Origin of the sequence: Streptomyces albiaxialis (assembly GCF_039530985.1) — a bacterium.
GTDB classification, from domain to species: Bacteria; Actinomycetota; Actinomycetes; order Streptomycetales; family Streptomycetaceae; genus Streptomyces; species Streptomyces albiaxialis.
On the sequence record NZ_BAAAPE010000016.1, the window covers coordinates 291,762 to 312,219 of the forward strand.

Sequence of the window (20,458 nt, forward strand, 5' to 3'; positions counted from 1 at the left end):
GGACGGGACGGTTCCATGACGCACGCGACAGCGGACGCAGGGTCGGCGGATCCGGGTCCCGAGCCCGGGAGCACGGGGACCAAGAGTACGAGGAGCAAGGTCCCCGGCGAGGGCAGCTTCTGGCTCTCCGAATGGGCGTTCCCCCTCTTCGTCGCCTCCCTCGCCGCCGGGATCTTCGCCGGTACGCACCTCTACTACGTCTACCGCACCGGCACCTTCAGCGACGTGGCCGTGACCGCGATACTCAAGGCCGGGATGGACAGCGGGAGTTACGGCGCCGCGGCGGCCTTCGGTGCGGGCTTCCTCTTCGCCCGCGTCATCGAGGGCCCGATGGTCGGCATCCTCGACATCGGGGGCTCGCTCCAGACGGGCGTCGGCATCGGCGTCCCCGCGATGCTGCTGGCCGCCGGGATCACCGCGCCGCTGGAGCACTTCTGGCTCGCGGTGCCGACGGGGGCCGTGCTGGGGGCGCTGATCGGCTGCCTCATCCTCGCCATCCGCCGGGCGACCGTGAACTCGGCGGGCAACACCTCGACGTTCGGCGCCGACGTGATGATGGGCGCGGGCAACTCGGCGGGGCGCTATCTCGGGCCGCTCGTCATCATCGCCGCCGCCACCGCCTCGCTCCCCGTCGGGCTCGGCTCCACGCTGGGCGCCGCGCTCTTCTACAAGTGGCAGAAGCCTCTGACGGGCGGCGCGATCCTCGGCGCCATGCTCTTCGGGCTCTTCTTCCCGATCCCGCACAAGTGAAGTCCACGACGAAGCCCACGACGTGAAGGAACGCATGCGCACCAGAGACCCGGACGTCCTGACCTACGAGTCCCTCGGCCTCCGCGCCGCCGTCAACGCCAACGGCAAGATGACCGCGCTCGGCGGCAGCAGGCTCAGCGCGACCACGATCGCGGCGATGGGCGCGGCGGGACGCGACCACGTCGTGATGGACGACCTCATGACCGCCGTCGGCCGCGAACTCGCCGCCGCCGCCGGTACGGAGGACGCCTGCCCCACCACCGGAGCCGCGTCCGGCGTCGCGCTCGCCGTCGCCGCGCTCGTCGCGGGCACGGACCCCGCCCGAGTCGAACGGCTGCCCGACCCCGGCGGCCGCCCCTGCGAGGTGGTGCTGCCCAAGGGCCACGCCGTCAACTTCGGGGCGCCCGTGGCCCAGATGATCGCCCTCGGCGGCGGTACGCCGGTCGAGGCCGGGGCCGCGAACAAGGTGCGGGCCGCGCATCTGGAGGGCGCGATCGGCGCCCGTACGGCCGCGCTGCTGTACGTCCAGTCGCACCACGCCGTGCAGAAGGGCATGGTCTCCCTCGCCGAGACCGTCGCCGTCGGGCGGGCGCACGGCGTCCCCGTGATCGTGGACGCGGCGGCCGAGGAGGACCTGCGGAAGTGGCCCGCCACCGGGGCCGACCTCGTGATCTACAGCGGCGGCAAGGCGATAGGCGGCCCCACGTCCGGCTTCGTCTGCGGCCCCGCACCGCTGATCGCGGCGGTCCGCGCCCAGTACGCGGGAATCGGACGGCCCATGAAGGTCGGCAAGGAGACCCTGCTGGGCCTGGCGCAGGCCGTACGCGAGTACGGTGCCGGGGCGGCGGCGTCCGACGGCGACGGCGCGCGGGCGCGGATGGAACGCCTCGCCGCGCGCCTCGGCACGCTGCCCGGGCTGAGCGCGCGGGTGGTCCGGGACGAGGCCGGGCGGGAGATCTTCCGTACCGAGCTGGCCGTGGACCCGGCGCGCGCCGGGCGGGACGCGGCCGGGCTGGCGGCCGAACTCGCCGCCGGCACACCGCCGGTCTTCCTCCGCGACCACTACGCCACGACGGGGCGGCTGGCCGTGGACCCGCGCGCGCTGAGCGCGGAGGAAGAGGATCACCTGGCGCGGCGGCTCGCGGAACTGCTGGGCGCCCGCACGAGCGGTGACGACGACACGACGAACGGAAGGAACAGCGAGTGAGCACTGGCACGGTGGAACGACGCCTCGTGGTGACCGAGGAGGCCGGACTGCACGCCCGCCCGGCGGCGGCCTTCGCACAGACCGCCGCGGGCGCCGAGGCGCGGGTGACCGTGGCCCGCGCCGACGCGGGGACGGGGACCGAACCGGTGCCCGCGCGCAGCGTGCTGTCCGTGATGGGCCTCAACATACGGCGCGGCGACGAGATCGTGCTCCGCGCGACCGGCGCGGACGCCGACCGTGTGCTGGACGCGCTGACGAAGATAGCGGCCCCCGCGTGAGCCCGGCCGGAGCGGGCGACGGGGCCGCCTCAGGAGCCGCCCCCGGCGTCCGGTCGGCGCTCGGCGCGCTGGGGGAGGCGCGGGTCGTGCCCACCGTGCGGGCCGCTGACGCGGAGGCGGCGGACGCGCTCGCGCGGGCGCTGTACGGCGCGGGGGTCACCGTCTTCGAGTTCACGGCGACCACCCCCGGCTGGCGGGAACTCGTCGCGTGCTGGACGGCGGAGGCGCCGGACGCGGTCGTCGGGCTCGGGACCGTCACCTCGCCGGAGATCGCGGAGGAGGCGCTCGGAGCCGGGGCCCGTTTTCTGGTGAGCCCCTTCCAGGTGCCCGAGGTGCGGCCCGTGGCGGACGCCGCCGGACGGCTGTTCGTCGAGGGCGCGCACAGCCCGACGGAGGTACGCGCGGCGGCGGAGCGCGGCGTGGCCAAGCTGTTCCCGGCGCACGTCGGCGGCCTCGCCTACCTCAGGACGCTCCGCTCGGTGCTCCCCGGCGCCCGGATCATGGCGACCGGCGGGGTGACCCTGGCGAACGCGGGGGAGTGGCTGGCGGCCGGGGCGTTCGCGGTGAGCGTCGGCAGCGACCTGACGGCGGGCGGGGACGTCCCGGCGGCCGTCGAGCGCCTCAAGGCGGTACGCGCGGAGGCGGTACGCGGATAGGCCGTACGCGCGGAGACCGTACGCGGATAGGCCGTACGCGACGAGGCCGTGCGGGACGCGAGGGCGCGTGGCGGTTCAGGGGCGCACCAGCACCTTGAGCGCCTCGCGTGCTGCCATGGCCCGGTAGGCCTCGGGGGTCTCCTCCAGGCCGACCGTACGGTCGAAGACGCGGCCCGGCTCGACCGTGCCGTCAAGGATGTCCGGCATCAGCTCCTCGATGTACGCGCGGGCCGGGGCGACGCCGCCGGTCAGGGTGATGTTGCGGCTGAAGACGTCGCGGCCGACCGGCCCCTGCGCGTACTGCGGCAGGCCGACGCGGCTGACGGCACCGCCGTCCCGTACGACGCCGAACGCGGTCTCCAGCGCGGGGAGGGTGCCCACGCACTCCAGCACCGCGTGCGTGCCGAAGCCGCCGGTCAGTTCGCGCACGCGGGCGACGCCCTCCTCACCGCGCTCGGGCACGACGTCGGTGGCGCCGAAGTCGCGGCCCAGCGCGGTGCGTCGGGCATGCCGGCCCATCAGGACGATCCGCTCGGCGCCGAGCCGCCGCGCGGCCAGCACCGCGCAGAGGCCGACGGCGCCGTCACCGATCACCGTGACCGCCGTACGCGGCGAGACCCCGGCCGTGACAGCGCAGTGGTGGCCGGTGGGGAACACGTCGGAGAGCGTGAGCAGCGACGGCAGCAGCGCCGAGTCCTCGCCGACGGGCAGCCTCACCAGGGTGCCGTCCGCGTACGGCACGCGGACGGCCTCGCCCTGGCCCGCGTCCACGCCGTCGTTGCCCCAGCCGCCGCCGTTGAGGCAGGAGGTGTGCAGGCCCTCGGCGCAGAAGACGCAGGTGTTGTCGGCGTAGACGAACGGGGCGACCACCAGCTCGCCGGTCCGTACCCCGCGCACCTCCGGCCCGGTCTCCTCGACGACGCCGAGGAACTCATGGCCGATACGCCCGCCCTCCTCGGTCGCGGGCCGCGAGGCGTACGGCCACAGGTCGCTGCCGCACACGCACGCGCTGACGACGCGGACGACGGCGTCGGTGGGCGCCTGCGGCTTCGGGTCGGGCACGTCCTCGACGCGGATGTCGCCCGCGCCGTAGATCAGGGTGGCTCGCATGGTGCTTCCCGGCATCGTGAGGGGATCGGGGATTCAAGCGTCCCTCCGCCCACCGTCCGGTTCAAGGCGAGGCCGTCCCGTCCGCCGCCCCCTGCGCCGTCGGGAACGCGAACCGTACGTCCGTGAGGCGCTCGGAGACCTCCCACAGGCGGCGTCCCGTCGCCGGGTCGGTCGCGGTGGCGCCCAGCTCCACGCGCTTCGGGGCGCCGCGCATCTCGCCCCGGCCGCCAGGCCCGTAACAGGCCCCGCCCTCGACGCCGGGCGCGGTCGCCGCGTGGAGCTGGGACAGCGCGCCGCCCTCGGCGGACTGCGCGAACGGCTTCAGCAGGCGCCCGAAGAGCAGCGAGACGAGACCCACGGGGCCGTCCGTCTGGAGGCCTGTGGCGGCGTAGCCGGGGTGGGCGAGCAGGCTGCGCACGGGGCTGCCCGCCTCGGTGAGGCGCCGGTGCAGCTCGTATCCGAAGGCGGCGTTGGCCAGCTTGCTCTGGTCGTAACGGGGCATGGGCCGGTAGCCGCGCTCGGCGGCGAGGTCGTCGAAGTCGATACGGGCCTTGCGGTGATTGAACGAGGTCACCGTGACGATTCGGGGGTCGCGCCCCGCGCTCAGCGGGTCCAGCAGCAGCCCTGTCAGGGCGAAGTGGCCCAGGTGGTTCGCGGCGAACTGCAGCTCATGGCCCTGCGGGCTGAGCGTGCGCGGCGGCGCCATGATCCCGGCGTTGTTGACCAGGACGTCCAGCCGGGGGTGCGCGGCGCGTACCTCGTCGGCGAGGTTCCGTACGGAGTCGAGGTCGGCGAGATCCACGCGCCGCACCTCCAGGCTCGCGCCCGGGTGCGCGGCGGCGATCCCGTCCGCCGCGCGGCGCCCCTTGGCCTCGTCGCGCACGGCGAGGATCACCTGGCCGCCCCGGGCCGCCAGCTCCCGCGCGGTCGCGAGCCCGAGCCCGCTGCTCGCCCCGGTCACGAGGAACACCCGCCCGGTGAGGCGGCTCTCTGTGGTTGTCGAGCCCTGCTGTCGAGTCATGGGCACACCTTGCCGCCGTTGGCACTCAGTGTCAATGCGAGCCTGAGTGTCACGTGAGGCATGGAGGGTACGATCGTGGGGTGAGCACCCGTCCAGAGATGACCATGGCCCAGCGCAAACGGCAGCTCGTCGCCGGTGAACTCACCGAGGCGGCGCTGCGGTTGCTCGCGCGGAAGGGGTTCGACGCGGTCACGATCGACGAGATCGTGGCCACCGCCGGGGTGTCCCGGCGGACCTTCTTCCGCTATTTCGCGTCCAAGGAGGACGTCGTCGTCCAGTTCCTGGCCGAGATGGGCGACGGCATCCGCGCGGAACTCGCGGGGCGCCCGGCGGCGGAGAGCCCCGCGGAGGCACTCCGCCACGCGGTCCGCGTCCCGCTCGACGCCTGCGCCGACCACTCCGACCGGGCCCTCGGTGTCGTCCAGCTCATCCTCCGTACGCCCGCGCTGCGGGCCCGCTTCCTGGAGCGGCAGGCCGAGTGGCGCGACGGCCTGACGGCCGAACTGGCGTCCCGCCTGGGGCTGGACGCCGAGACGGACCTGTACCCCCGGCTGGCCGCCGGGATGGCGGTGAGCACCTTCGACACGGTGCTGCACCGCTGGAGCGAGAGCGGCGGAGAGATCTCCCCCGCCGCCCTGATAGAGCAGGCCTTCACCCTGCTCGCTCCCTCACTGGACGCCCCCGTGCGCCAGACGGCCCACGACGCGGAGTCCGGCCGGTAGCGGGTTCGGTGGCTTCGCCCGGCTGGATATCGCCCCCTGGTTTGGCTGCGTTCCGTAGCCAGACAACTGCGGATCGGCTACCTTTCCTGCCAGTAGTCGTGGTTCGGAAGTCTCACCTCCCGCGGTGCGCACCGCGGGTGTTTTGCTGCGCAGCAACGTCCGAGGACCAGGGCGACCACCTCACCCAGGGGTACTGACAAGCAGTGCCCCGCGATCCTCGACAGGGGAAACACATGGCAACCGGCACCGTGAAGTGGTTCAACGCGGAAAAGGGCTTCGGTTTCATCGAGCAGGACGGCGGTGGCCCGGACGTCTTCGTCCACTACTCCGCGATCAACGCGACGGGCTTCCGTCAGTTGGAAGAGAATCAGCACGTCACCTTCGACGTCACCCAGGGCCCCAAGGGCCCGCAGGCGGAGAACGTCACCCCGCAATAGCCGGGCCGGGCCCACGGTCCGCTGGGCGCTGGAAGGGGTGCCCCGTCAGGGCGCGGGGAACTGCGCGGCCGGCCACGGTGCACGCGCGCTCCGCGACGCGCCTCAGGGGGCACCCCCTCCCGTTGCGCACCCGGGGGAGTGGGCTGCGCTTGCCAGCCCCGCGCCTCTGGCGCAGACCTCCCAAGCGCAGCAGGGAGGAGCAGGGCTTGCCCCTACGCGGTCAACCGGTGGCGCAGGCTCGGTTGGAGGCGGGGGGCGTGGGCCTCTGTCATCGCGTTGCAGAGGGCCCAGATCTCGTCCACCGGCAAGGTGGCGGCCGTGGCCGGGTCCGTCATGGCGGCCTGGCGGATCCGCACGGGGTCGTCGTCGAGCGCCGCGCGGACCGTCAGGTCGACCGTGCTCAGGTAGGTCCGGTTGAGCGCGGCGAGTTGGGGCGGCAGGGCCCCGACGCGGGTCGGCTGGACGCCGGAGGCGTCCACGAGGCAGGGGACCTCGACCGTGCCGCCCGAGGGCAGGTTGTCGATCAGGCCGTGGTTCGGCACGTTGCCGTAGACCGTGCGGGGGGTGCCCGTGACCACGCTGTGGATGATCTGCGGGGCGTACTCCATCGTCCCCTCGACCTGGAGGGGCCGCCCGGCGGTGAGTGCGTCGCGGGTGCTCTCGTACTCGGTGACGTTCTCGTCCACGATGTCGAGGTACGCGCCGACCGGCAGCCGGAGCCGGCCGACCTCGCTCTCGTGGTGCAGGTACCACGGCACGTACTCGGAGGAGTGCTCGCTCGTCTCGGTCGGGTAGAAGCCGAGGCGGCGGTACATGTCCACCCGCGTCCTGCGGCGCAGTTGCTCGTCCTTCTCGATGAGCGCGTCCAGCGCGGGGTAGAGGCTCGTGCCGCCGTGCTCGAACTCCAGCACCCACGCCTGGTGGTTGACGCCCGCCGCGCGGTACGTGACCTCCTCGAACGGGACGCCCACCAGTTCCGCGAGCCCGTTCATCGTCCAGTACACCGAGTGGCACAGGCCCACGACGCGGCGCAGCCCGGTCGCCGCCGCGAGGTACTGGACGTTCATCGCCATCGGGTTGGTGTAGTTGAGCAGCCACGCGTCGGGGCACAGCTCTGCGATGTCCTCGCCGAGCGCCTTGAGCAGCGGGAACGTGCGCAGCGCGCGGAAGATGCCGCCGATGCCGAGGGTGTCGCCGATGGTCTGCCGTATCCCGAAGCGCGCGGGCACCTCGAAGTCGGTGCGGGTGGCCTCGCGCATGCCGACCTGGACGATGTTGATGACGAAGTCGGCGCCCTCCAGGGCCGGACGCCGGTCGGCGTGGGCCGTGACGACGGGCGCGGCGCCCCGTACGTCCGCGATGTGACGGGCCGCCGCCTCGGCGGTGGCGAGACGCTCGGGGTCGATGTCGTGCAGCGCGATGTGCGCGCCGCGCAGCTCGGGGAAGGCGAAGAGGTCGGCGAGCAGGCCCTGGGTGAAGACGACGCTTCCTGCGCCGATGAAGGTGACCTTGGGGGTGGCGTTCGTGGTCATCACGCGTTCTTTCCTTGGGTGGTGGCGGGGGAGGCCGCGGCCGTACGGGCGCGGGCCTCCTCCCAGGTGGGCTGGGCCGGGGTGCCGCCGGGCGCGCGGGTGGACAGCGCGCCGCAGACGGCGGCCAGTTCGAGTGCCTCGGCCAGCGGGAGCCCCGCGAGGGTCGCGGCGACGAACCCGGCGTCGAAGCTGTCGCCCGCGCCGACGGTGTCGCGGGGCGTGACGGACGGGCCGCGCGCCGCACGCGGCGCGTGCCCGTCGTGGAGGAGCGCGCCGTCGGCCCCGTTCTTGACGACCGTCACGGGGCCGCGTTCCGCGAGCAGCCCCGCCGCCTCGGCGGGCGTCCCGGCACCGTGACCCGCCAGGGCCAGCGCCTCGGCCGCGTTCGGCAGCAGGAAGTCCGTGACGGGGAGCACCGCCGCGATCCCCTCGGGGTCCCAGCGGCCCTCGGGGTCGTCGTTGGTGTCGAGCGAGGTCGTGGCGCCGTGCGCGCGGGCCGTACGGAACAACGCCGGGAGCGCGGCGGCCAGTCGCGGCATCAGGAAGTACGAGGCCGCGTGGACGTGCCGGGCCGCCGTCAGCAGCCGGGCCGGCACGTCGTCGCCGCTCGTCGCGGCGAGCGTGCCGGGGCTGGTCAGGATCGCCCGGTCACCGTTCCCCGGCCGGGTGACGACGACCGTCAGCGGGGTCGGCAGCACAGGATCGAGGCGCAGCGCCGAGGTGTCCACGCCGCGCGCGTCGAGCGCGTCGCGGACGAAGCGGCCCGCCTCGTCGTCGCCGACGCGGCCGGCGAGCGCGACGCGCAGCCCGAGCCGGGCCGCGCCGCACGCCATGATCGCGGCGGAGCCGCCGAGGGTCAGCGCGCCGGAGCCGACGAGCTGTTCGCGCTGCCCGAAGGCGAGCGGCCCGTCGAGCGGCCCGACGACGATGTCCGGGTTCGCGTCGCCCAGGACGAGCAGGTCGAGGTCGTGCGTCATGGGTCAGCCCTTCAAGCCTGTCGAGGTGATGGAGCGGATGAACGACTTCTGGGCGCCGAGGAACGCCAGCAGCACCGGCAGCACCGTGATCACGTTCCCCGCCATCACGGCGGACCACTTGGTGTGGTGCTGGCCCTGGAAGGTGGTGAGGCCGAGCTGGAGCGTGTACTGCGTGTCGTGGTTGATGGCGATCAGCGGCCACGTCAGGTCGTTCCACGTGGTCAGGAACGTCAGTACGGCCACGGTGCTCAGCGCCGGACGCGACAGGGGCAGCACGATGGTGAAGAGCACCCGCAGCCGCGAGCAGCCGTCGATCCAGGCCGCCTCCTCCAGCTCGCGCGGCAGGGAGAGGAAGAACTGCCGCAGCAGGAAGACGGCGAACGGCGTGACCAGCGAGGGCACGATCAGCGCGCCGAGGGTGTCGATCAGCCCCAGCCGCTTCATCACCAGGAACGTCGGGATCATCGTGAGCTGGAACGGCACCGCCATCGTCGCCAGCATCAGCACGAGCAGCGTCCGCGAGCCCCGGAACCGCATCCGGGCGAACGCGTAGCCGCCCAGCGCGCCGAACAGCAGGTTCGAGGTGACCGCGACCGCCGAGACGATCAGCGAGTTGGCGAACCAGCGCGGGAACATCGCGTTCCCCAGCACGTACCGGTAGCCGCCCAGGTCGATGCCCGAGGGCCACAGCGCGGGCGGGAAGCGGTTGATCTCGGCGTTGGTCATCACGGAGCTGAGCAGCAGCCACACCAGCGGCAGCGCGAACAGCAGCGCGAGCGGCGCCAGCAGCAGATGCCAGCCGCTGAACGGCAGCCGTGCGCCCCGCCGTCGGCCCGTCGGCCCGTCGCTCGCGGTCCGTTCCGGGGCCCGGGCGGCGGGCGGCGAGGTCAGCGCGGTCATCGTGCGGCTCCTTCCGTGCGGAGCCCGGCGTTCCGCGTGCGGAGCGCGGCGCGGCGGTCCGCGCGTCCGCGCGCCACGCGCATCACGACCCCGACCAGGCCCAGCGCCACGGCCAGCACATACGCCGCGGCGGCCCCGTAACCGGCGGTGAAGCTCTTGAACGCCTGCTCCCAGATGAAGTAGACGATCACCGTGGTCGAGCCGAGCGGCCCGCCCTTCGTCGTGACGTAGACGAGGTCGAAGACCTGGAGCGACTGGATCGTCTGCCACAGCACCAGGAACACGGTGACCGGCGCGAGCGTCGGCAGCGTCACGTGCCGCAGCAGGTGCCGCCGCCCGGCGCCGTCCAGCCGCGCCGCCTCGATCAGCGACTGCGGTACGTCCTGGAGCGCGGCGAGATAGACGACGACGCAGAAGCCCGTACCGCTCCACAGGGTGATCCCCACCAGTACCAGCAGCGCCTGCGCCGGGTCCGTGAGGAAGCCCTGCGTGGACAGGCCGAGCCTGCTCAGCAGCGAGTTGGCGGCGCCGAAGTCGGGGTCGAGGATGAAGGAGAAGAGCACGCCCTGCGCGGTCGCCGAGACGACGAACGGCACGAAGACCAGCGTGCGGTAGAGGCCGACCAGCCGGATCCGCCGGTTGAGAGCGAGCGCCAGCGCCAGCCCTCCGCCGAGGCTGAGCGGCACGTACAGCACCGTGTAGAGCAGCGTGTTGCGCACGGCCTGGGAGAAGTGCGGGTCGGCGGCGAGCGCCCGGTAGTTGTCGAGGCCCACCCAACGGCTGGGCGTGACCAGGTCGTTCGCCTGGAACGAGAGCAGCAGCGACCAGAGGACCGGGACGACGCTGAGCCCGAGGACGATCAGCACGGCGGGGGATATCCACGCCCAGGCGGTCAGCGACTCGTGCCGGCGGGCCCGGCGCACGGAGCGTGGCGGGGAGGTGCGGGACACCGTGAGCGGTGTCGGGGTCGGTGGCATCGGGGGCTCCTTCAGCGGGGGATGAGAAGGGCGGCGTCGGCCTCCTCCGCGCAGGAGCGCATGGCGGCGGCGGGCGTGCTCCGTCCCAGCAGTACGGAGGTGATGGCCTGCCCCAGGGCCTGCGAGACCTGGGGGTAGGCGGGGTGGGCGGGACGTACCCGCGCGGTCTCCAGGGCCTTGGTGAACACCGCGAGCCCCTCGACCTCTTCGCTGTGCCGGCGCCACTCGGGCCTGGCCTCGGCGGCGCGGCTGAGCGGCAGGCTCCCGGCCTCGGCGCCCCAGCGCACGTCCTGCCCGGGCCGGGCGAGCCAGTCCACGAACGTACGGGCCGCCTCGGCGCGGGCCTCGCCGTTGTCGAAGACCGTCCAGGTGTCGGGGCCCGAGATGGTGACGGGCTTGCCGGAGAAGCTGGGCAGCGGGACCACGTGGTAGTCGACCTTCGCCGTCCGGATGTCCGGGAGCTGCCAGGGGCCGGTGACCACCATGCCCATCCGGCCGGACAGGAAGACCTGGTACATCTGCTCGCTGCCGGGCTTGGGGTCGATGTAGACGCTCTTGTCCCGGGCGAGGTCCCGGACGACCCCCAGGGCGCGGGCGCCCTGGTCGGCGAAGCCGATGCTGCGCCCGTCGTCGCCCATGAAGTCGCCGCCCAGGTCCCACAGCAGGGGCCAGATCCGCCAGACGGTGTCCTCGTCGCCGACGCCGGGCCATCCGGTGCCGAACCTCCCGGCGCCCCTGTCGGTGAGCTTCCTGGCCGTCTCGGTGAAGTCGTCCCAGGTCCAGCCCGCCTCGGGAAGCGGGATCCCGGCGTCCTTGAACAGCTTCCGGTTGCAGACCACGGCGAGCGCGTCCAGCACGGCGGGCGAGGCGCGGACCCGGCCGTTGATGGTGACGGCCTCGCGCGCCGAGGGCCAGTAGTTCTTCCACGGTGTACGGGCCGAGCCGACGGTGTCCGTCAGGTCCACGGTCTGCGGGCTGCGGGCGACGTTGGCCAGGTCGGAGCCGAAGACGTAGGCGATGTCCGGGTAGGCGCCGGAGGCGAGGGCCGCGGTGATCTTCTGGAGCATGGCGTCGGCGAGGACGCCGCCGCCCATGTCCACCCGGATCCGCGGATGCGCGCGCTCGAAGTCGGCCACGAGCCGCTTGAGTGCCGCCTTCGCGGTGTCGGCCTGGCCGTGCCACAGCTCGATGGTGACGCGGCCGTCGGCGCCGACGCCGTCGTCCTGCTCGGCGCCGCAGCCGGGCACGGCCGTCCCGGCCGCGGCGGCCAGCGCCAGCGCACCGGCACCGCGCAGCACCCGCCGCCGCGAGGGCCGCGGGGGCGGCGGAACGGCGTTTCGGGGTACGGCCATGTGCACCTCCGGGGGAGAAGCGAGGAAGAGAGAGGAGGGGGAGAAGCAGGGGGCAAGAGGGCCGGTGACGCGGTGCGTGCGCCGCCGGGCAGGGCGGTGGCGGGTGCGGGCGTCCGCCTGCCGCGGGCGGCCGGTCGCGGCGGACCGCCGTGGCGAGGTCGTCGCCCGTCGGCGCGCTCCCGGTGGTCGTCGGCACCGGCCGGGCGGCGGTAAGGCGGTGCGCCCGCCCCGCGCGACCGGTCGCTGCCGCGAGGGCCGGTCGCGGGCGGCCGGTGACGGCTGGCCGTCGCGGCCGTCGTGGCCGTCGTGGCGAGGTCGTCGCCGTCGGTCCCGGCGGTCCGGTTGGCCGAGCGATCCGGGTCCGGCGAGACGTCGGGTCGGACGGTCGTCGGGCCGGAAGGCCCGCGCGGTCGGCGGGGCGTCGGGTCGGACGGTCGGCGGGGGCGCGGGCGCCCCGCCCGTCAGCAGGTTTGCCGTACGTACCCGTCGTCGCCCGGCTTCGAGACGTCCACGTCGCGGCGCACGACGCTGAGCCGGTCGCCCCAGCCCTCGCACGCCTTCGCGAGGCCGTCGCGGGTGTACTCGATCACGACGACGCGGTCGTCGAACGCCTTGGCGTAGCGCCCGCACTCGTCGTACTCGCCGCACTCCTCGGCGACGGCGAAGTCCAGGCCGTTGGCCTTGCGGGCGTCGGCGAGGTCCGGGGTGTTCTTCTGCCCGATGGCCAGGCCCTTGTCGTGGGCGCGCTCGGACAGCAGCTTGATGAACGCCTGGGCCTGCTTCGCGGTCAGCAGCTTGTCCGGCGCCCGCGTATAGCTGTCGTAGTTGTCGGGCTCGACGGCCTGGAAGCCCTTCTCCGCGCAGGAGTCGATCCAGCGGCCGACCTTCTTCGCGATGCGCTCGCGCTTGTCGGCGGTGCGCAGGTCGAGGAAGGCCTCGTCCCACTCCTTGTCGTAGACGACGTCGCCGTTCGCGTCGCGCAGCAGCAGGTCGCCCCACTCGTCCTCGGCGTCCGGCTGGGCCTGGAACGCGTTGACGTAACAGATGTTGTAGAGCCCGTCGGCGGGCTTCGCCGTGTGGTCGCGGCTGACGACCTCGACGCCGGAGGGCGGGGCGTACGGTCCGCCGATCTGGTAGTCGAAACCGGCGTGCTTCGGCGGCGGTTTCGCCGCGGGTGCGCTCCCGGCGCCTCCGGAGCCGGGAGCCAGGGCACCGTGCGCCTGGGCGGCGAGCACGAGCAGGGCGATCGCCGCGACGGCGGCGCCGATGGTCCGATACGGACGCCGACGGTCATGTGTCATCGTCGAGCTCCAGAGATGGAGGGCACGTCCCCGCCTCGGACCCGAGGGCGGTCCTGGCGACTCAGTCCGGGCTCGCGGCGGTGCCGCATACCGGCTGGGCGTACCTCTGACGCCGAATGCTCGTCTTCGACGTGTCACGGAGTAAACCCACCAGCTTCACCCCGTGTCAAGAGTCCGGTCCTGCGTGAAAACCGGGGGGATCGCGCAACTTCGCGCAGAATCGTGGTCATGAGGTGCTCGTACACCTCTCACCCGTCGCTCTCCGGCCGCGCGTCCTCGGCCGCCGCGCGCAGCGCCTCCAGGACCCGGCGGATCAGCGGGTGCTCCTCCGTGCCGCGCCGTACGGCCGCGAAGACCCGGCGCGTGACCGGGACGCCCGTCACGGGCCGGACCGCGACGTCCGGCAGCTCGACCCCGCGCAGCGCCGAGCGCGGGACGAGCGCCACGCCCTCCCCGGCGCCCGCCAGCGCGGCGACGGCCCGGAAGTCGTCCGAGTAGTGCGTGACCCGGGGCTGGAACCCGGCGAACTCGCAGGCCAGCATCACCACGTCGTGGCAGGGGTTGCCCTCGTACGGGCCGACCCACCGCTCCTCGGCGAGGTCGGAGACGTTGATCCGCTCCTTGCCCGCGAGCCGGTGGTTCCAGGGCAGCACGGCGTCGAAGGGCTCGGCGTAGAGCGGGACGCGGATCAGCCGCCGTCCGTCCTCGCGCGGCACGCCCCGGTACTCGACGGCCACCGCCAGGTCGGCGTGCCCGTCGAGCACCCGGGTCAGGCTCGCGTCGCCCTCCGCGTCGAGCACCCGCATCCGGATGCCGGGCGCCGTCGCGCGCAGCGCGGTCATCGCGGGGCCGACAACGGTGGTGATGCCGGTGGCGAAGGACATCACGGTGACCTCGCCCTTCTCGCCCTCGGCGTAGGCCGCGAGTTCGGCCTCGGCCCGTTCGAGCTGGGCGAGGACCGTGTTGCCGTGGGCCAGCAGGATCTCGCCCGCGGCCGTGAGCCGGACCCCGCGCCCGTCCCGTACGAGGAGGTGGTGGCCGACCTCGTTGTCCAGCGCGGCGAGCTGCTGGGAGACGGCGGACGGGGTCAGATGCAGCACGGCGGCCGCGGCCGTCACCGTACGGTGGTCGGCCACGGCACGCAGCGTGCGCAGCTTCCTCGCGTCGATCATCTGCCCCTGCGCCGCCCCTGCCTCACCCGTGCTGTGTCCTGCCGTTCTGCCCCTACTCTGCCAGGGCGGCCCGCGCGGCGACGAACGCGGTGACGGCCCGCTCGACGTCCTCGGCCGAGTGCCGCGCCGAGAGCTGCACCCGGATCCGCGCCAGCTCGTGCGGCACGACGGGGTACGAGAACCCGACCGCGTACACCCCGTGCTCCAGCAGCAGGTCCGCGATGCGGGCCGCGCGCTCGGCGTCGCCGATCATCACCGGGACGATCGGGTGGTCGCCCGGCAGCAGCTCGAAGCCCTCCTCGGTCATCCGCGTGCGGAACAGCTCCGTGTTGGCGTAGAGCCGGGAGCGCAGCTCGGCGCCGTTCCCGCCCTCGGCCTCCAGCAGGTCGAGGACCTTGAGCGAGGCCGCGGCGATGACCGGGGCGAGGGAGTTGGAGAAGAGGTACGGGCGCGAGCGCTGGCGCAGCAGCTCCACGATCTCCCGGCGGGCCGCGACATAGCCGCCGGAGGCGCCGCCCAGGGCCTTGCCGAGGGTGCCGGTGAGGATGTCCACGCGGTCCATCACGCCGTGCAGCTCGTGGGTGCCCCGGCCGCGCGCGCCGACGAAGCCGACCGCGTGCGAGTCGTCGACCATGACCAGCGCGCCGTAGCGCTCGGCCAGGTCGCAGATCTCGGCCAGCGGGGCCACGTAGCCGTCCATGGAGAAGACGCCGTCGGTGACGACGAGCTTGCGGCGTGCGTCGCCCGCCTCCTTGAGCTTCTGCTCCAGGTCGGCCATGTCCCGGTTCGCGTAGCGGAAGCGGCGGGCCTTGGAGAGGCGGATGCCGTCGATGATGCTCGCGTGGTTGAGGGCGTCGGAGATCACCGCGTCCTCCTCGCCGAGGAGGGTCTCGAAGACGCCGCCGTTGGCGTCGAAGCACGAGCTGTAGAGGATCGTGTCCTCGGCGCCGAGGAACGCGGAGAGCCGGGCCTCCAGCTCCTTGTGGACCTCCTGCGTGCCGCAGATGAAGCGGACCGAGGCCATCCCGTAGCCCCAGCGGTCCAGGGCCTCCTTGCCCGCGGCGATGACCTCGGGGTTGTCGGCGAGGCCCAGGTAGTTGTTGGCGCAGAAGTTCAGCGTCTCGCCGGGGAGGCCGCCCGCCGTGACGGTGACCGAGGCGCTCTGCGGGGTGCCGATCACGCGCTCGGGCTTGAGCAGACCGGCGGCGCCGATCTCGTCGAGGGTGGCGCGCAGGTCCGTACGGACGGACTCCAGCATCGAGGGGCTCCTTCGGGGAATTCGGGCAGGGTTGAGGGTTTCGGGGCGCTCAGGCCGTCCAGTCGAGAATGACCTTGCCGCAGCGTCCGCCGGCGGCGTCGTCGAACGCGGTGTCGAAGTCACGGTACGAGTACCGGCCGGTGATCACGGGGGAGAGGTCGAGCCCGCCCTCCAGGAGCACGGACATCGCGTACCAGGTCTCGAACATCTCGCGGCCGTAGATGCCCTTCAGCGTGATCATGGACGTCACCAGGCGGGCGAAGTCGATCGAGAACTCCTCGGACGGCAGGCCCAGCATCGCGATGCTGCCGCCGTGCGTCATGTTCGCGAGCATGCCGCGCAGCGCCTCCGGGCGGCCGGACATCTCCAGCCCGACGTCGAAGCCCTCGCGCATTCCGAGCCGCCGCTGCCCGTCCTCGATCGCGGTCTTTGAGCCGCGCACGTCCAGGGCGAGGCTCACGCCGACCTTCTCGGCCAGCTCCAGGCGGTACGGGCTGACGTCGGTGATCACCACATTGCGCGCGCCCGCGTGGCGGGCGACGGCCGCGGCCATGATGCCGATCGGGCCCGCGCCGGTGATCAGCACGTCCTCGTTGACCAGCGGGAAGGAGAGTGCGGTGTGCACGGCGTTGCCGAACGGGTCGAAGATCGCGGCGACGTCGAGGTCGAGCTTCGTCTTGTGCACCCACACGTTGGAGGCGGGCAGCGAGACGTACTCCGCGAACGCGCCGTCCCGCACCACGCCGAGTCCGACCGTGCTGCGGCACAGATGCCGCCGCCCGGCCCGGCAGTTGCGGCACGTCCCGCACACCAGGTGGCCCTCGCCGCTCACCAGGTCGCCGGGCGCGACGGTGCCGGCGGCGGCCACGTCGGGGGCGACCTCGACGACCTCGCCGACGAACTCGTGGCCCAGCACGAGCGGGGTCCGCACGGCCTGCCGGGCCCAGCCGTCGTACTCCCGTATGTGCAGGTCGGTGCCGCAGATCCCGGTGCGGAGCACCTTGATCAGGACCTCGCCGGGGCCGGCCTCGGGCTCCGGCACGTCCATCAGCCACAGTCCGGGTTCTGCCTTTGCCTTCACAAGTGCCTTCACGGCGGGGTCTCCTGGTGGTGACGGCGCGATAGGGGACGACCACCGTGACCTCAGTGGCAGTGGCCAGCCTCACTGTGCCGGGCCCCCGGCCCCAGGTCCATCGAGGCTTTCTTAAGCGCCGCCGCAGAAGAACTGAACGGTCGCCGGGCCCTTATCCGCTGGGGCCCGTACGGCGGCCCGTGGCACCATGCCCGCCATGGCACGACAACAGGAGGAGGAGCGGACCACGGGGCGGGACGAGGCGCCCCCGGCGCTCGGTGTGGACGTCGGCGGAGTGATCATCGGCCGGGTGGCCGCGGACTCCGACACCTCGTTCTTCGGCCCGCAGCCGCTGCTGACCCCGGCCGTGGAGGGCGTGATGGAGGCCCTGGCGGCGCTGACCGCCGACCCGTTCGCCGGGCGGGTGCACGTGATCTCGAAGGCGGGCCCGAAGATCGCCGAACGGACCCGGGAGTGGCTCGGCCACCACGCCTTCTTCGCCCGTACGGGCATCCCCGAGGGGCATCTGCACTTCGTGCGCGAACGCGCGGACAAGGCCCCGGTCTGCGCGCGCCTCGGCGTCACCCACTTCGTCGACGACCGCCTCGACGTCCTGGCCCGTCTGACGACGGTCGCCCACCGCCTCCTGTTCACCGGCGGCCTCGGCGATCTCGCGCCCCCGGACCCCGGGCGCGTCCCGTCCTGGGCCACGGTGACGGAGACCTGGCCGGAGACCGTGACGGCCGTACGGAGCACGGGGTGACGAGGGCCGTGGGAACGGTCGGGAGGCTGTGGGCGGCCGGGCAGGCGCCGTTCCGTGACGGGCTCTACCGGCCGGACGGCACCGCGCTGGACGTACATGTCGAGGGGCCGGGCGAGTATCACCGCGACGCCGGGCAGCCGGTCCCCTTCCGGCTCGGGGAGCCGTTCGACGTGGCGCGGGCCATCGAGGAGTACGGCACCTTCGGCGCGGACGTGTGCTTCGAGGAGCCGCTGCCGGACGGCTCCGGGTGGCTGACCGGCGGGGGCGGGGGGATGGGCAACATCGGCTGGCTGGCGCGCCTCGGCGCGGACCGCTCGCCGGTGTGGATCGCGACGATGTTCCTCTCCAACCCGTTCCTGGAGGCGCGCTGCGAGGGGACGAGGGCTCACTTCACGAACGACTGGCGGAACGTCCTGACCCTCGACCTCGCCGACCCCGCCCTGGCGTGACGCTCGGGCGGGGTCGGGTCCGGGACCGGGGTCGGAGTCGGGTCCGAGACCGGCTGGGGGTCAGCAGGTCAGGTTGTCGCCCGGGGTCGTGCCCAGGAGCTGGGTGAACTGCTTGTAGCGGTCGACGCGGCTCTTGACCTGCGTCGGATTGCCGCCGTCGCACTCCAGCGTGCCGTTGATGCTGCGGATGGACTCGCCGAAGCCGTGGCCCTCGGTCATGGCCTGATGGCCCGTCACGGTGCCGGGGCCCTTCTGGGTGTTCCAGTACCAGAGGCCGGTCTGCCAGGCGACGGCCGGGTCGCGCTCGACGAGCCAGGGGTTGTTGAGCAGGTCGAGCCCGAGGGCCTCACCGGCGGCCTTGTAGTTGAAGTTCCAGCTCAACTGGATGGGCCCGCGGCCGTAGTACGCGTCGTTGCCCGCGGGGCAGCCGTAGGGCTGGTCCTTGTCGCAGTAGTGCGGGTAGTTGTCCTCGTTCTGCTCGACGACATGGACGAGACCGCCGGTCTCGTGGCTCACGTTCGCGAGGAACGCGGCGGCCTCCCGCTTGCGCGTGGTCTCGTCGCCGGTGTGTGTGAAGTCGGGGTAGGCGCTCAGCGCGTCGATGAGGCCCTGATACGTGTAGAACGGCTGCCTGTTCGGGAACATCTGCTCGAACTGGGCCTCGCTCACCACGAAGTCCGCGGGGTCCGGGTCGGGGTCGCCGCCCCCGGTGCCGCACTTGCCCTGGTCCACCCATACTCCCCACTGTCCGGTGGTGCCCGGGGTCTCGCCCCGTGTCCACCACTTGGCCTGCCAATTGTGACCGCCGTGCGAGACGGTCGAGCCGTTGGTGTAGACGCCGCCCGCGTCCCAGGCCGCCGCGCAGGCGGCGGCCGCCTTGGTGTCCTTGGCGTCCGCCCCCGCGGGACCCGCGGCGGTCGCGGTCGTCGGGACGAGGACCACCAGCGAGGCCAGCAGCCCGGAGAGCGCCGCGAGGGCGAGGGCCGGGCGGAGCCGCGCGGCGGCGCGCTTCCATGGTCGTCGGTGTGGGGGACGCGGGCGTGCGGAGTGCGACGGGCGGGCGTTGGGGCGCTCGTTCACTCTGTTCACTCCTCGGGCGCGGCGGCAGCCGCGAGTCAGGGAAGGGACGGTGCGCAAGGTGTGGCGGAAGGCAGTCAACCGACTTGGTCTATACCAGTCAAGGGTGTAGACCACTCTTCCGCGTTGACCCCGTACGGGCCCCTGTCTACGATGTTCGGAACATTGGACGCTGTTCGAAATGGCGAACATGGAGGCGTAGTTGGACCGGGCCGACGGCGACGCCGCCGAGGAGTTCCACGCGTTCTTCGAGGAGCATCACGCCGCGCTCGCCCGCCTCGCCCATCTCCTCACCGGTGACACGCACGAGGCGGACGACCTCGCGGCCGACGCGCTGCTCGCCGTCTGGCACCGCTGGGACCGGGTGCGCGCCGCCGGGCACCCCGCGGCGTACGCGCGGGGCGTCGTCGCGAACATGGCCCGCAGCCGCATCCGGGGTGCGGTGCGCGAGCGCCGCCGTGTCGCCCTGTTCTGGTCGCGCGAGTGCGAGGGGCGCGAGGACCCGGACGTACCGGCGGTCATCGACGTGCGGTCGGCCCTGGGAGCCCTCTCCTTCCGCAAGCGCGCCTGCGTCGTCCTGCGTTACGCGTTCGACCTCTCCGAGCGGGAGACCGCGCTCGCGCTCGGCACCTCCGTGGGTACGGTGAAGAGCCAGACGTCGAAGGGCATGGCCCAGCTCCGTCGGCAGCTCGGTCCGGAACGCGTCGAGGCGGCGGTCGCGGACGCGGGAGGGAGGCGGTGATGGTCGACGAGGACGTGCGGTCGCGGCTGCGCGAGGCGGCCCGCGCGCACGAGCCCGACCGGGCGCGGATGCGCGCGCGGATCGAACGCGGCATGGCGGCGCCGCCCGCCGCGCCCGTCATGCCCGTACGGGCGCGGCGCGCGTCCTGGCCCCGCGTCGTGGGCGTGGCCGCCGCCGTCACGGGTGTTCTCGTCGCCGGGGGTTACGGGGTCGCGTCCTGGCAGCACGACGACGCACGGCCACCGAGCGCGAGCGCGAGTGGGAGTGCGAGCGCGAGCCCGAGTGCCGGACCCCCTGCGCGCGTCCCCGCCGCCCGGCTCCTCTGGGCAGACGGCTCGATCGACCCCGGCAGCAAGACGTACTGGTCGCAGAGCGAGGTCACCGTCAAGGCCAGGAAGCCCCTCACCGCCCTCACCGTCGAGCTGCGCCTCTCCGCGCGCGGCCGCCCGGAGGACACGGGCAACTGGCGCACCCTGCCGGCCCGCGACTTCGAGGTCTCGGCACGCGAACGGCCCGACGGCGGCCTCGTCTACCGGTGGACGCTGAAGAAGGGCAGGACCGTACCGGCGGGCGAACACGTCTTCGCCGCCCAGTACAACCACGCGAAGGGCCCCCGCGACGCGAACGCCGACACGTACACGGTCCGGGTCGCGAACGGACCCGAACGCGCCGTGTGGAGGGGCGACTTCGCTTAGGGCCCCTCCG

At 73.3% G+C, this 20,458-nt stretch carries 22 protein-coding genes; 10 read left to right on the plus strand and 12 right to left on the minus strand.

Annotation, left to right across the window (positions count from 1 at the left end; all coding sequences use genetic code 11):
- The first annotated feature begins 15 nt into the window (after positions 1–15).
- Genes ABD343_RS32860 through ABD343_RS32875 form a run of 4 tightly spaced genes read left to right on the plus strand, consistent with a single transcriptional unit; the run spans position 16 to position 2,891 of the window.
- Entirely contained in the window at positions 16–750 is a 735-nt protein-coding gene (locus ABD343_RS32860) for a DUF4310 family protein (RefSeq protein WP_344533518.1), read from the plus strand.
- 34 nt (positions 751–784) lie between these two features.
- Positions 785–1,957, plus strand: a complete 1,173-nt coding sequence (locus ABD343_RS32865) for a DgaE family pyridoxal phosphate-dependent ammonia lyase (protein WP_344533520.1) — start codon at positions 785–787, stop codon at positions 1,955–1,957.
- Positions 1,954–2,235, plus strand: a complete 282-nt coding sequence (locus ABD343_RS32870; protein ID WP_344533522.1) for an HPr family phosphocarrier protein — start codon at positions 1,954–1,956, stop codon at positions 2,233–2,235. The genes ABD343_RS32865 and ABD343_RS32870 overlap by 4 nt, the downstream gene beginning before the upstream one ends.
- A complete protein-coding gene (locus ABD343_RS32875) occupies positions 2,232–2,891 on the plus strand; it encodes a bifunctional 4-hydroxy-2-oxoglutarate aldolase/2-dehydro-3-deoxy-phosphogluconate aldolase (protein WP_344533524.1) in 660 nt (219 codons plus the stop codon). Before ABD343_RS32870 ends, ABD343_RS32875 begins: the two co-directional genes overlap by 4 nt.
- Before the next feature lie 75 nt (positions 2,892–2,966).
- Here the strand turns inward: ABD343_RS32875 and ABD343_RS32880 are convergent, their stop codons facing one another.
- Both ABD343_RS32880 and ABD343_RS32885 read right to left on the minus strand, forming a co-directional pair.
- Positions 2,967–4,001: a zinc-binding dehydrogenase gene (locus tag ABD343_RS32880; RefSeq protein WP_344533526.1), complete on the minus strand. Its 1,035-nt coding sequence runs from the start codon at positions 3,999–4,001 to the stop codon at positions 2,967–2,969.
- A 61-nt stretch (positions 4,002–4,062) separates the two neighbouring features.
- On the minus strand, positions 4,063–5,022 hold the full coding sequence (locus ABD343_RS32885) for an oxidoreductase (protein ID WP_344533528.1): 960 nt from the start codon (positions 5,020–5,022) through the stop codon (positions 4,063–4,065).
- A 98-nt stretch (positions 5,023–5,120) separates the two neighbouring features.
- On the opposite strand from ABD343_RS32885, the gene ABD343_RS32890 reads away from it, so the two are divergent.
- Together ABD343_RS32890 and ABD343_RS32895 are read left to right on the plus strand one after the other, a co-directional pair.
- The gene (locus tag ABD343_RS32890) at positions 5,121–5,744 is read left to right on the plus strand and encodes an acyl-CoA-like ligand-binding transcription factor (RefSeq protein ID WP_344533874.1); all 624 of its coding nucleotides are present in this window, start codon (positions 5,121–5,123) and stop codon (positions 5,742–5,744) included.
- A gap of 233 nt (positions 5,745–5,977) precedes the next feature.
- Entirely contained in the window at positions 5,978–6,181 is a 204-nt protein-coding gene (locus ABD343_RS32895; RefSeq protein ID WP_344533530.1) for a cold-shock protein, read from the plus strand.
- A 212-nt stretch (positions 6,182–6,393) separates the two neighbouring features.
- Here the strand turns inward: ABD343_RS32895 and melA are convergent, their stop codons facing one another.
- From melA to tdh, 9 genes are all read right to left on the minus strand, one after another.
- Complete coding sequence (gene melA, locus ABD343_RS32900) at positions 6,394–7,713, minus strand: alpha-glucosidase/alpha-galactosidase (RefSeq protein WP_344533532.1); 1,320 nt, start codon at positions 7,711–7,713, stop codon at positions 6,394–6,396.
- Complete coding sequence (locus tag ABD343_RS32905) at positions 7,713–8,690, minus strand: carbohydrate kinase family protein (RefSeq protein ID WP_344533534.1); 978 nt, start codon at positions 8,688–8,690, stop codon at positions 7,713–7,715. Before ABD343_RS32905 ends, melA begins: the two co-directional genes overlap by 1 nt.
- A gap of 3 nt (positions 8,691–8,693) precedes the next feature.
- Complete coding sequence (locus tag ABD343_RS32910; RefSeq protein ID WP_344533536.1) at positions 8,694–9,590, minus strand: carbohydrate ABC transporter permease; 897 nt, start codon at positions 9,588–9,590, stop codon at positions 8,694–8,696.
- Positions 9,587–10,567 carry a carbohydrate ABC transporter permease gene (locus ABD343_RS32915; protein ID WP_344533537.1) on the minus strand — a complete coding sequence of 327 codons (981 nt, stop codon included), beginning with the start codon at positions 10,565–10,567 and terminating at the stop codon, positions 9,587–9,589. The genes ABD343_RS32910 and ABD343_RS32915 overlap by 4 nt, the downstream gene beginning before the upstream one ends.
- A gap of 11 nt (positions 10,568–10,578) precedes the next feature.
- Positions 10,579–11,919: an ABC transporter substrate-binding protein gene (locus tag ABD343_RS32920; RefSeq protein ID WP_344533539.1), complete on the minus strand. Its 1,341-nt coding sequence runs from the start codon at positions 11,917–11,919 to the stop codon at positions 10,579–10,581.
- A gap of 461 nt (positions 11,920–12,380) precedes the next feature.
- Positions 12,381–13,220, minus strand: a complete 840-nt coding sequence (locus tag ABD343_RS32925; RefSeq protein WP_344533540.1) for an endo alpha-1,4 polygalactosaminidase — start codon at positions 13,218–13,220, stop codon at positions 12,381–12,383.
- A 248-nt stretch (positions 13,221–13,468) separates the two neighbouring features.
- Positions 13,469–14,392, minus strand: a complete 924-nt coding sequence (locus ABD343_RS32930) for a LysR family transcriptional regulator (protein ID WP_344533542.1) — start codon at positions 14,390–14,392, stop codon at positions 13,469–13,471.
- Positions 14,393–14,444: 52 nt separating this feature from the next.
- On the minus strand, positions 14,445–15,650 hold the full coding sequence (locus tag ABD343_RS32935) for a glycine C-acetyltransferase (protein WP_344533543.1): 1,206 nt from the start codon (positions 15,648–15,650) through the stop codon (positions 14,445–14,447).
- 49 nt (positions 15,651–15,699) lie between these two features.
- Positions 15,700–16,743 (minus strand): L-threonine 3-dehydrogenase, encoded by a 1,044-nt coding sequence (gene tdh, locus ABD343_RS32940; protein ID WP_344533545.1) that lies wholly within the window; start codon positions 16,741–16,743, stop codon positions 15,700–15,702.
- 196 nt (positions 16,744–16,939) lie between these two features.
- Here tdh and ABD343_RS32945 point away from each other — a divergent pair, with 196 nt between their 5' ends.
- A complete protein-coding gene (locus ABD343_RS32945) occupies positions 16,940–17,485 on the plus strand; it encodes a hypothetical protein (RefSeq protein ID WP_344533547.1) in 546 nt (181 codons plus the stop codon).
- Positions 17,482–17,934, plus strand: coding sequence for a hypothetical protein (locus ABD343_RS32950; protein ID WP_344533548.1), 453 nt, complete (start codon positions 17,482–17,484; stop codon positions 17,932–17,934). The genes ABD343_RS32945 and ABD343_RS32950 overlap by 4 nt, the downstream gene beginning before the upstream one ends.
- A gap of 60 nt (positions 17,935–17,994) precedes the next feature.
- Here the strand turns inward: ABD343_RS32950 and ABD343_RS32955 are convergent, their stop codons facing one another.
- Positions 17,995–18,891: a glycoside hydrolase family 19 protein gene (locus tag ABD343_RS32955; protein ID WP_425578340.1), complete on the minus strand. Its 897-nt coding sequence runs from the start codon at positions 18,889–18,891 to the stop codon at positions 17,995–17,997.
- 322 nt (positions 18,892–19,213) lie between these two features.
- Between ABD343_RS32955 and ABD343_RS32960 the strand changes: the two genes are divergently transcribed.
- Together ABD343_RS32960 and ABD343_RS32965 are read left to right on the plus strand one after the other, a co-directional pair.
- Complete coding sequence (locus ABD343_RS32960; protein ID WP_344533550.1) at positions 19,214–19,753, plus strand: SigE family RNA polymerase sigma factor; 540 nt, start codon at positions 19,214–19,216, stop codon at positions 19,751–19,753.
- Positions 19,753–20,448, plus strand: coding sequence for a hypothetical protein (locus ABD343_RS32965; protein ID WP_344533552.1), 696 nt, complete (start codon positions 19,753–19,755; stop codon positions 20,446–20,448). The genes ABD343_RS32960 and ABD343_RS32965 overlap by 1 nt, the downstream gene beginning before the upstream one ends.
- The last annotated feature ends 10 nt before the right edge of the window (positions 20,449–20,458 follow it).